This is a genomic window from Aliivibrio logei (assembly GCF_001691055.1).
Classification (GTDB): Bacteria; Pseudomonadota; Gammaproteobacteria; order Enterobacterales; family Vibrionaceae; genus Aliivibrio; species Aliivibrio salmonicida.
In genome coordinates this window covers 747174-758382 of sequence record NZ_MAJU01000008.1, presented here as the reverse complement: position 1 = coordinate 758382, position 11209 = coordinate 747174, and the positions used below count along the sequence as shown (strand labels likewise).

Here is an 11209-nt window from a genome sequence, read left to right as displayed (position 1 = left end):
ATATCACTATTTAAATTTATTGATTTGGTAGAATAAAAGAAAAATGTTGGCAAGCAGTGAAGAACAGTATTAATTTTAAACAAATAAAGTATTTTGTTATTACCATGGTCTTAATCGGGATTACTCCAATGTTTTATTTTGGAAATCAGTATGAGACACAACTAAATACAATTTACACTGATGGGCAAAATGAAGCTAAGCATCAACTGAATTACAGTAAAAAAGAAGTTTATTTTATTGGTTCTCAGTTAGGCACTTCATTGAACTTACTTGCGGATAATCGGGTTTTATTACAATTCATTCAAGATCCCTCTTCTAAAAATAAAGCCTTATTAGAAACATTGTGGTCGTTAACCGTGACTAATTTAACCTATATATCACAAGTTCGTTTTCTTGATGTTAATGGTAGAGAAGTCTCTCGCATCGATCATGGTGTTAATGGAATATCGATAACCCCTGAACATCAGTTACAAGACAAATCTAAACGAGATTATTTTATTTACGCTCAAACACTAGCGGCAAGTGAAATTGGTTTTTTTGGTGTAGATTTAGAAACGGAGAATGGGAAATCACTTATTCCGCCACAACCAGTATTGCGTTTATTTACACCTGTAGAGGTAGGGAATGAACGAAAAGGGTATTTGGTTTTTAATGTTGATGCTTATAACATCGTTACCCAAGTTGAACAGTCTATTAATACTGGCTATTCGCTAGAGTTTATTAATGAGGATGGCTATTACCTAGCATCTAAAGATAAACGAAAAACCTTAGGCCATCTTATTCCGGAACGTAACCAGTACAACCTTTTAGTGGAAAGGCCAGAACTGTGGAAGTTAATGCAATCTCAAAAGAGTGGAAGCGTTGATTATAAGGACGTGAATTATTCATTTTCTAAGATAGAGTTAGGCGGAACATATTATAAGAGTACGCTTTATTTATTATTAAAAAATAATCATCTTCAAGAGAGTAACCTGCAGAGTCATAAGCTTACGTTTATCATTTACGAAGCAATAATGGCCCTCCTTCTGATAATTTCTCTCTCCATTATTATTTCTCGATATATATCGAAACATAGAACAACGAGCCTTGAGAGCCAATTGGCTTTAGCGGCTCTAAATGGTATGTCTGCTATTGTCATTACGGATAAAAAAAATCGTATTATCAAAGTTAATGATGAGTTTACTCGATTAAGCGGATGGGAAGAGCATGAAGTATTGGGCAAATCGCCTTCTATTTTTCAATCGGGTGATCATAAACAAGATTTTTATATCGAGATGTGGAAAGCATTAGAAACCGATGGTCTTTGGGAGGGAGAGGTCATTAATAAGCGCAAAGATGGTTCTCTTCTTACTGAGATATTAAGAATCCAAGCTGTTTTTAATAAAGAAGGAAAAATGGAGTTTTATATCGCTTCTTTTGTGGATATTACCGCTCGTAAAGAATTAGAAAATCAACTCCGTGATTTAAGTGAAAAAGATGGATTAACGCAATGCTGGAACCGTCGTAAATTTGAACGTGAATTTGCAGCAATAATTCATGAGTTTACAACTAACGTAACACCAAAACCGTGTTGTTTAGCCATTGTGGATATCGATCACTTTAAACGTATTAATGATAATTATGGTCACGACGTGGGTGATAAGGTCATTATTGAAGTTGGACGTATTTTACAAAAAGAGAGTCGCCCGAATGATTTTATTGCTCGTATTGGCGGAGAAGAGTTCGCTGTTATTTTGCCTAATACGAACCTTAAAGAAGCGGAAGTAATATTAAATCGACTCAGAGTTGCAGTGAGTTTGTATGCCGATATAAGAGTTTCTATCAGTGGTGGGGTTACTGATATTTGTCACAGTAATGAATCCTCTTACAAGCGGGCAGATATTGCGTTGTATGAATCAAAAACAAGTGGCAGAAATCAAATATCGTGTTTTAGTACTGATGATATGAAAGAAATCGCTTAACGTTTGGTGAATATTGACGTCACTCGTTTTAAGGCCGATATATTATTGGTTTTGGATTGCTGTGTGTTGATGGATTTAATTATGGATAATAGCGCTTTCATATTCATTTGACGTTCAGATGGAACCACTCTCATTGCTTGAAGCAACAATAGATGTAGTTGCTGTTCTTCTTTTGTTCGGTGAGTTGAAATGTCTTTTTTTTGTTGATAAGGGTGCGTTTTTAGTAGAAGTTTATAAAGTAAAATAGCGAGGGAGTAGAGATCGCTTTTAATGGTTGGCGCATTCCCTTGAAGTACTTCTGGAGCGGCATAATCACCACTCCAGGCATGTACGTTTTTAAAATCAATCGCAAATTTATTATGTTCAGAATTCACATTTCGGCTAATACTGAAATCGAATAAATACACTTCATTATTATTTGAAATAAGTACGTTACTCGGCTTTATATCGCCATGAATTACACCTCTTTTATGACAATGAATGAGGCAATTAATTAACACATAAGCGTATTTTAACCGGTCATTGCCCGGAATAAATTCAAAAGGGGATTCTAATAATAAAGATAAGAGATCTCCCTTTATCATTGGCATAACAAGAAAACCTCGCTGAGATTCATTACATAACGCGAGGTGTGAGATTGGGACAATATTTGGGTGATGCAGTTGATTGGCTTGTAAATACTCATTTACTAAAATTAATTCAGCGTCATGATAAGCAGATGCCTCACTATTTAGCACTTTGATTGCGAATTCACACGCGTCAATACCAAGGCTATGAAGTAATAAATCATCCACTTGATACACCATTCCCATGCCTCCAACGCCTAATACTCGTTTTATTTTATAGCGGCCATTAATAACTTTAGGTATGGGCTTAATTTTTTTAGGTTTCGTTGAGTCTATTGCATTGTCGATCGAATTATTTTCGCCAATAAACTGATCTATATTCATAGTATTCATCGATACACCTTAATCATTATTGCAGATAAATTGTCATTTGCAGGAGTCAGTAATACTTGCTCTTTTAGGTGATAGCATCCCTTAAGCGTACTAGGTAATGCCATACAAGCTTCTATCATGGCATTTGATAGGTATTTATGTACCCCATCACTTGTGAGTAAGAACGTATCTTGATGTTGAAGGGGGATGATACAGTGTTCAATTTGCAAGTTATTCCCCATTCCAATGGCTTGAGTTAGAGCCTCTTTTCCATTCTGTTCTTGAGTGTGATCTTTTGATATTTGATACAGTCTTTTATGTCGAAATAAGTAGCACCTTGAGTCACCAGCCCAAAGACAAGCCATGTGCCCATGATGAGCGATTAACATGCAAACGGTACTGCCAATGATGCGACTACGAGAGAGCGTTTTTTCCTGACTTAGGTGATGATTTACTTTTAAAAGCATTCGTTTTGCTTTTGTGATTTTTTGATCTAATGTTCCATGAAGCTGCTCTGTTTTAAATGAATCGGTGATCATGCCACTGGCAATCTCACCGTGTTCATAGCCACCCATTCCATCAGCAACGACCCAAATCCCTTGTTCAGTAAGAGACAAAATAGAATCTTCATTTTTGTCCCTTACTTTTCCTTCTGCAGAGAAATAAGCCATTTGAAATTGTTGACTCATCCATTAATCCTTTTTGGAAGATAGAAATTAGTCAGAATTTTACGATTAAATGGGTTCGGTGTTCGGTCACTATAAATAAGGTACTTTGCGTTCATCCCTCGGTTTTTAAGATCGACTTTGATGACATCTTGTCCTCGGTACTTATTTACATTGAACTTATCTAATACTCTGAAGAAAGCCCAAGGACCAGAGTTTTGTTGATTAACTACTTTTGTACCGCTTAAGTCTTGCAAGACAAAGCTGACGTATTGACGTTGATTTGTAATAGGCCAAGTGAACTGTTTCTTCTGAATAGGACCGTGACGATAAGCAAACTTATTTTTACCATAATAGAAGGTTGATTGCAGAGCACTCGCATCCAGTTCAAATGGTGCAATTCGGAAGGAGACATTTGCTTCTTTTCCTTTTGAGCCATAGAACATTTTTTGAATGGTTAAGCCAAAATAATATTGGTTCAAAAAAGAGTTAGAGAGGCCTAAAGAGCGTCCGTTTAGTTGCTTCTCTAAAAACTTCCCTTTTTGTTGATGCACAAATGAAGCTAAATAAGCATCGTAGAAATGATCTAAAATCCCCCCAGTTTGGAAAAATTCATCAAAGTCAGCAATATTAACGTCTTGATTGCTGTTTCTAAATGGATAACGACCTGCGAGTGCGACGTCGTAATGATTGATGACTTTGTCTTGGTAGACCATTTGTATGTGGTTTCTAGAATGGGTAAGTAAAATACCCCATGTATTATTCGCAACTTGTCTCCACCATTGTTGAAGTGGTTGCGGCAATGTTTCTGCCATGACTCGAATATCATTTAATTCATTTGGCATTCCTTGCATGCGATCTCGTGCAATTTTAAAGGCTGATGAATCTTGGTTCGGCGAGTACTTAACCATAGAAAGACGTCCCCCAAGTTCATTTATTACGACAAGAGCATCTTCTAATGGGATCGTCGCCTGCGCTTTATCAGTTAATAATAAATTCAGCGGTTCAAATTGATTACTGACTGCTTTTCGTGCACTTTGTGACCGCTCTTCGACACTATGTAGACCAAGAGAAGCGACTTTTTTTAATTTGTGATTTATCGGTAATTTCTTCGCCGTTTTTGCGGTATTTTCAGCCAGTTGAGCTTGGTCTATAAAGGTTGTGTTCTCACGTATTAAATTGAGTAATTTTAATATAGGTTGGCTTGAGCCTGTGATGTTTGATATCTGCAGGATCGCTTCATCAATATTACGTGAGGGTTTTATTTGCAATTGATCGACCGCATCTTTCCAGTAGCGGATGTAATCATGAAAATAAAGGTCTTCAACTTCTGAATATAAATTACGTATTTCATTAGTACTTAAATCGCTTGATAGTCCGATGACCCAATTCTCATCAATGAGTTGTTTTACTTGGTCTAATCCTTTGCTTAAGAAAACGGTTTGGTACCCTTTTTGAGTAAACAGCCCAGGAATAATAATATTGGTGTGATTAAATAGATTTTGATTTGGCCCTAGATGGTCACTGATTTTGATGTCACGCAGTTTCATCTCTTTGGCGTCTTGTTTCAGCTGTTGGTAAACTAACTCTGATGTGTCGGCTTCACGCAGAAATTTTCGTGATTTCGCGATGAGATTATTATTTAATTCAACAGGTTCAAAACCAATATTAAGTAAATTAGATAAATGAGTTTGCAACGATTGTTGTTCGGTTGCTGAGCCACTGTATAAATATGACCAATGTAAGCTCATCCATTCTTCAAGGTATTTTCTATCAAGGTGATCATGTAAATTAAGCATGAGATAAGCGCGAAGTGAAGGGGTTAAAAATTCTCGATTTTCTTGATTATTCGTTACTTGATATTCTAACTCACTGGTTATTTTTGGAAGTAATAAATGGTTAAGTTGATTATGGTAAGCTGTCTCTGCCGCTTCTTTTAATTTTTTGTTTTGTTGTAATCCGGTGAAGCCTTCAGTAAATGAAGACTCATCTGATTGGTACACTTTTGTTGCCAATAATAACGCATCTAATGTCGGTAATAGTTCAACAGAGGTGGCAAGAGGAGAAAGATGAACAATCGACTGGTTATAATCGTCAGCAAATGTGAGTAACTGCTGTTGCTTAGTATGGTTACTTAAAAAGCTCGTTGCCCATAGTGCGCCTAACCCGATGATAACTGAAAATGAAAATGCATAGATGGAGGCATTCTTTATTTTAATTCTCTTTTCATAATTATCATCAAGAGTCGCTAATTCACTGTTAGGGAAAATAACATCATCTAATAGTTTACGAATAAAGAAGCCTCGTTGGTGTTGATAGGTCGGTAATACTCGAGAACTTATCCCTAAGTTTTGTCCAATACTTGATGTTGTCGATTCTGTATGTTGATGGCTTGGCTCTGGCACAGAGGTGAGATACAAACCACGTAAATGAGCGGCTTGGTGATAGCGTGTTTTGGTAAATGCCAATTCAGAGAATAGAGCTAAACGTTCGGCTAAAAAGCTTAATTGGCGGGGGAACTGCAACAATTCTGCGCGTTTCATTACGTCTCGCTCATCATGTAATTTAGCCATTACTTGAGAATCTATTCGTAAAATTAGCTTTTCAAACTCATGTTTTATTTTATCTGCTTTCTGCCCTTCGCCTTCGTTGAATGTAATTCCAAAAACTTGATCCATTTCTTCTCGAGAAAGAGAGGAGAAAAAAGGTTCAAATCCTTCGACCTTATCCATTTTGGTTAATAGAAAATAAATAGGCATATCAGAGCTTAATTCGTGTCTTAATTCTTGTAGGCGTTCGCGTACATAACGAGCTTGAAGTTCAATGCTACTCTCATCAGGTGACTGTAATGCACTGACATCAATGGTTAAAATTACGCCGTTAAGAGGGCGCCGACGGCGTTTATTTTGTAATGCTTTTAGAAAACGAATCCAAATAGGGTTGGTCAATTCGTGTTCATGTTGATCAAAAAAGCGTCCAGCAGCATCTAATAATACGGCATGATTACCAAAGTACCATTCGCAATGTTGGCTATTTTCGATGTCTCTTGTGTAATGCCCATCGGTTTGATTTAGGGGGAAATCGAGCCCTGAGCATTCTAGTAAAGTCGTTTTTCCGCTATTTTGAGGGCCGATAACCATGTACCAAGGAAGTTGGTATTTAATGTTGTTATTTAATTTTCCATACAATCCAGCCCGTTTAATTGTGGCAATAGCCGCATCAAGTTTTTCTTTTAGTATGTTTGAATGTTCATGTACATAAGCCAACTCTGTTTGAGCGGCTTGGTATGCGTCTTTATTTTCTTCTTTTTGTGCTTCTTGTTTTTCTAACCACCAAAGAGAGAGGTTATAGGTACCCCATAAAATAAGACAGACGATAACGGTTAATATTTTTCCTGTCGTCGACTCAATTAATGGCGTCGATGCTATCGCGATGTAATGGCCAAACAAACAAAAAAGAAGGGCGATTAATAAAGACCAACACCATGTTTGCTTGAGCGTATTTAATAAAGCGTTAAAAAATGATTTCATCCCTGACAATCCTATAATTCAATGTGTTCAAATGCTTGAATAACGTGAGCTGATTGCTGGTCTAAGACATAGTAAAAACCACCATAGATAGCACATAAAGAAAACAGAACTACGCAGACAATGCCTACCCATGATGTTTGTCTTGTCAGCTTATGTCGTTGCACTTGTTTAGGCTCCCAATTTGGCGAAAGACTTGATTTTTCATCACCACGTAACGATCGAATTTGGCGGTATAACGAATCTCGAATGGCGTCTAATTCAATTAAACCTCGGGATAAAACGCGGTATTTACCTTCAAAACCTAAGCTTAAACATAAATACATTAACTCTAATAATTCTAAATACTTAGCTGGATTTCGACTTAGCTTTTCAAGCAACAGAAAAAACTTCTCACCGCCATAGGTTTCATTGTGAAAGCTACTAAGCATACTTTGTGATGCCCAGTGGCTTTCGGCTCCCCAAGGTGTAGTAACCACCACTTCATCAATAAAAGAGCACAGTAAATAGCGGGATAGTGCGACGTAGTTATTCTCAACGCCTGAATTTAAGGCTTGGAATTCAAATGATTTAATTTCTTCGACTAATTTAGGCTTGAGTAGATCTATATCTTGATACGCTTCTTTCTTTAAATCACACGTAATGCAAAGCAAAGACGATGCGGCGCTAATCAGTGGGTTGTTGCCAGCAAAGTTGTACTCTTCAGGTTTGATACGAGCGGCATACACCATTCGATTTTGTAATTGATCAAACTTTGGGGCATTGGGGCTCTGAGTTAACGTAGGGCTAACTTGATTTGGGTCTTGGGTAATAAGTACCGTGCGGTCATCCATGCTGCTCATATTATTTATTCCTTATAGCCCAAAAAAAGAGGGACAGTTCTGGAAAATCTCCAGCGATATGGAACGCAAAACCTCCTGATTGAGTTAATTGAGAGCGGTCATTCGCATTCAAATCAAGAGTAAAATAACAATAATCGCCATGGAAAGGGACTTGTCGCGGTGCGACCGATAACGATCGGCAAGTTATTCCTGGTAACTGTAAGTTGACTAAGTTTCGAATTTTCTCAACAGGGCCTACTTTTAATTGTGGAGGAAGCTGCTTACGTAACGTTTCTGCATCCGTATGAGAGCGGGCGGCAAGAATAAAGGAGGCTTCTTGTAACAAGCTCGTATCTGAAATCGGAGCAATGAGAACGCCGTGATTACGTTTTTGAAGTGGGATCTCAAAGGCATTTTGTTTGAGTGATTGGTTTAATTGTTTACGAAGACGGAAAAGAAGGCGCTCGAAGGAATCCCCTTGCTCTTTATGGTTATAAGCAAGACTTAACTCTGCACGACGTTGAGCTGAATCATAGGTTGCTAATTCGCCTTGTAATGTGGAAAGTAATAAGTACAACTCTTCTGGATGATATTGATTGCATTGGTTTAAGTAATGCAATTGAGGTTCGTATTTATTCAGTAATTGAAGTAATAAAAAATCCCCGATCTCTGATGTCGCATGGCCTGATTGAGTAATTCGTTCTGCAAGAATGTCAGCTTTATGAGTGACTAACGTTAATACTTCTCGCAAAGAGCGATGAACCAAGGAAGAGTGCTGACCATTAATGAAACTCGCTTCAAAGTTTTGGTTTAACTGAATTGCGCCTTCAGGAGTGACTTGTTTTATTTCACAGAGTTTCAATTTTACCCAGTGATTATCTAGTTCTTCTTCTGTAATGATATGAAAATCTAATTCACCACAAGAGATGGTTTGTAAGTTTTGTATTTGAGCGTTGTTATCTGCAATAGTGAGATCATAAGAAAGATAGCGAGTGTTAATGCCTGTTTCTTTATCACTACGAGCTTCCGGGCTATTTACGGTGGATAAAGATAAAGCCAAATATAATGTGAGGTTTGTTTTTGGTTCGTCAGATTCCCAAATAATCGGCGTTGCTTGATGCTGGATATCAAATAAGGAACCATCAGGTAAAATGCCACTGGCTTGATTTATCACGATTTTTCCCACAGATAGGTGGTGATTATCAAAACTTAGAGAATGAAATCCCCAATTGAAGCGGTGTTGCTGTTGGGTTCTCGTTTGTAATTGATGATTATAATAACGATCATTTTGTTGGAAATGTTGAGGGCGTAATAACATGCCTTCATTCCATATTACTTTTTGCATAGCGATGTCCTCTAAATGTGGGGGTTATTAGCTGGGGTTGTGTTTTTTTTCTTTACGCGCTCCAGCTTTACAATAGAGGTATCCGTCGCTATCAATTCTATTTTCTGAGCTTCTTCTGGTTCAACGGTATAAATATAACGCCAATCGGCACTTTCAATATTTTGATAAGCGCCAATAACAGCAAGGTATTGTCCTTTTTCACTTAATTTTAGTTTGATGATCTTTTTATCGCCGGGACGTAAGATTATTTCTTCTTCTGCAATAAAATCAGGACCTAAATTGGCTTTTGCATTGTTGTATAAATCAAAGAATTCGGCATTCTCAAGACTTGTGATTGATGACAGTTCAATGATCCTGATAACGAGTGGTGATGGACGATCAACATGATCAGGGTTAAGATTTGCCGAAGCATTAAGGGTTAATGCAACGTAGGTTGGTTCAGGCGTATTGCTACAGCCACTGAACATTAATATCGTCAATAAAGCGAACAACGATTTCATGAATGTATTCCTTTAATTATCATTAGTTGTGTTTACACGCGTAAAGCGGCAGATAACATTTGCAGTTGAGATTCGTATTGTTTCGCAAAGTCTTGTTCTAGTAAGGCATTTCTCCAATCAGAATCATGACTTATTTGCTCATGCAGTTTCTTATAGGCTTGCCAATACAACGCGTCTGGTTTTGTAAATTTTGTTTGAATACCATCCTGTACAAACCGATATGTTAATGTCTGCGGTGATAGCTTTTCTATGAGTGCATCCAAGGTATGTTGGCAAGCATCATGAATGGCGAGTTGGTTGGCTTGTATGTCTTTACAGCTTTGGTTTATGGCTTCAATCCCCTGTAAATAACCGGGTTTATGGTGAATAATGACATTAAGGGCATCATTGACATCATGGCTGAACTTAATGGGGTTATTTCCCTGAGCCTGAATCGTGGTGGCATTCGCGGTGAGCTTATTTTTAATTTCAGTTCGGGTTCGTAAAAGCTGTTGAATGCCATTGATCGAACTTCTTAATGCGCTACCAATATCAAATAATGTTTGCTCTGGATCTTCTAGATTGGTTAATTCAATCCCTAGGCCTTTTGATAACGCGGCTAAATAGGCTTGAGATTGTTCGGCAGTATTCTCTTTTTCTATCGTTTTTTCTTTAGATTCTGGTATTGGGTTATCCGTAGATCTAGTTTGAGTAGAAAAAATGTGGTCTTCTATTATTTGTTCTTCTCCGGTATAAGACGTCGCATTATTTCCTTCATCAAAGTCATCATATAAAACGGGAGAAATGAATTGTTCTTTAAGTAAGGTATCGTCCATTTGAGATTGAGGGGGTACCGCATCTTCGACTTGTTTTAAAATAATGTCTTCATCGGTGTTAAGTAATTCTTCGATAGGCGCATTGCTTAAAAAACTGTCGTCAGGGATCATATCAAAGACAGATTGTTCATCATTTGAGGAAGAATCAAGCGAGTTTTGGCTTGGTGAAATATAATTCTCTGGGTCTTGTAACAAGCGAGCTCGAATTTTTATTAAACCTAATTCGTAAATATCACCATGAGAAACAGGGTGCAATTCTCCGTTGTTTAGTGAAGCCTCTTGCCCATCAAGATAAGTTCCGTTTGTGCTACTGTCTGAAATGAAAAATTGGTCATTTTCATAACTTATGGATACGTGAACATTCGACAGTTGGCGTTTATTGTCTGCGATATACCAATCTGAATTGGGACTACGGCCAATGGTGCCTCCTGCTTTTTTAAAGGTAAAAGTAGGTAGGGTATCGATAGGTAAATCTTGTGATTGAATAATATCAAAGGCGAGTTCCATTTTATTTCTCCTCTGAAACGAGAGTTGTTTGTTCTTGTGGTGCCGGATTACCAACAGGTCGGTAATCATCATAGTTACTGCATGCACTAAGCATTAAAATCGTGGTGAATAATGATAAACGTAATAACAT

The 11209-nt window shown here is 37.5% G+C and carries 9 protein-coding genes; 1 reads left to right on the top strand and 8 read right to left on the bottom strand.

Annotated features, from left to right (window positions below; genetic code table 11):
- Positions 1-128 precede the first annotated feature (128 nt).
- A complete protein-coding gene (locus A6E04_RS07545; protein ID WP_017020656.1) occupies positions 129-1961 on the top strand; it encodes a sensor domain-containing diguanylate cyclase in 1833 nt (610 codons plus the stop codon).
- Here A6E04_RS07545 and A6E04_RS07540 read toward each other — a convergent pair.
- The 8 genes from A6E04_RS07540 to A6E04_RS21560 are packed head-to-tail and all read right to left on the bottom strand — an operon-like array spanning position 1958 to position 11209.
- Positions 1958-2920 carry a serine/threonine protein kinase gene (locus A6E04_RS07540; protein WP_065610754.1) on the bottom strand — a complete coding sequence of 321 codons (963 nt, stop codon included), beginning with the start codon at positions 2918-2920 and terminating at the stop codon, positions 1958-1960. The two genes, A6E04_RS07545 and A6E04_RS07540, sit on opposite strands and share 4 nt — an antisense overlap.
- Positions 2917-3588: a PP2C family protein-serine/threonine phosphatase gene (locus A6E04_RS07535; RefSeq protein WP_017020654.1), complete on the bottom strand. Its 672-nt coding sequence runs from the start codon at positions 3586-3588 to the stop codon at positions 2917-2919. The genes A6E04_RS07540 and A6E04_RS07535 overlap by 4 nt, the downstream gene beginning before the upstream one ends.
- Positions 3585-7094 (bottom strand): type VI secretion system membrane subunit TssM, encoded by a 3510-nt coding sequence (gene tssM, locus A6E04_RS07530; protein WP_065610752.1) that lies wholly within the window; start codon positions 7092-7094, stop codon positions 3585-3587. The genes A6E04_RS07535 and tssM overlap by 4 nt, the downstream gene beginning before the upstream one ends.
- 11 nt (positions 7095-7105) lie before the next feature.
- Positions 7106-7933 (bottom strand): type IVB secretion system protein IcmH/DotU, encoded by an 828-nt coding sequence (icmH, locus tag A6E04_RS07525; protein WP_065610750.1) that lies wholly within the window; start codon positions 7931-7933, stop codon positions 7106-7108.
- Between the two features lies 1 nt (position 7934).
- Positions 7935-9257 (bottom strand): type VI secretion system baseplate subunit TssK, encoded by a 1323-nt coding sequence (gene tssK, locus A6E04_RS07520; RefSeq protein WP_065610748.1) that lies wholly within the window; start codon positions 9255-9257, stop codon positions 7935-7937.
- Positions 9258-9268: 11 nt separating this feature from the next.
- A complete protein-coding gene (gene tssJ, locus A6E04_RS07515) occupies positions 9269-9757 on the bottom strand; it encodes a type VI secretion system lipoprotein TssJ (protein WP_023604605.1) in 489 nt (162 codons plus the stop codon).
- Positions 9758-9789: 32 nt separating this feature from the next.
- Positions 9790-11079: a type VI secretion system-associated FHA domain protein TagH gene (tagH, locus tag A6E04_RS07510; RefSeq protein ID WP_065610745.1), complete on the bottom strand. Its 1290-nt coding sequence runs from the start codon at positions 11077-11079 to the stop codon at positions 9790-9792.
- Between the two features lies 1 nt (position 11080).
- Positions 11081-11209: a hypothetical protein gene (locus A6E04_RS21560; RefSeq protein ID WP_023604607.1), complete on the bottom strand. Its 129-nt coding sequence runs from the start codon at positions 11207-11209 to the stop codon at positions 11081-11083.

What these genes read in the sequence shown, in the direction of transcription:
- A6E04_RS07545 (WP_017020656.1), top strand. Translation starts at nt 129, where the DNA reads ATGTTTTATTTTGGAAATCAGTATGAGACACAACTAAATACAATTTAC.
- A6E04_RS07540 (WP_065610754.1), bottom strand. Translation starts at nt 2,920, where the DNA reads ATGAATACTATGAATATAGATCAGTTTATTGGCGAAAATAATTCGATC.
- A6E04_RS07535 (WP_017020654.1), bottom strand. Translation starts at nt 3,588, where the DNA reads ATGAGTCAACAATTTCAAATGGCTTATTTCTCTGCAGAAGGAAAAGTA.
- tssM (WP_065610752.1), bottom strand. Translation starts at nt 7,094, where the DNA reads ATGAAATCATTTTTTAACGCTTTATTAAATACGCTCAAGCAAACATGG.
- icmH (WP_065610750.1), bottom strand. Translation starts at nt 7,933, where the DNA reads ATGAGCAGCATGGATGACCGCACGGTACTTATTACCCAAGACCCAAAT.
- tssK (WP_065610748.1), bottom strand. Translation starts at nt 9,257, where the DNA reads ATGCAAAAAGTAATATGGAATGAAGGCATGTTATTACGCCCTCAACAT.
- tssJ (WP_023604605.1), bottom strand. Translation starts at nt 9,757, where the DNA reads ATGAAATCGTTGTTCGCTTTATTGACGATATTAATGTTCAGTGGCTGT.
- tagH (WP_065610745.1), bottom strand. Translation starts at nt 11,079, where the DNA reads ATGGAACTCGCCTTTGATATTATTCAATCACAAGATTTACCTATCGAT.
- A6E04_RS21560 (WP_023604607.1), bottom strand. Translation starts at nt 11,209, where the DNA reads ATGTTATTACGTTTATCATTATTCACCACGATTTTAATGCTTAGTGCA.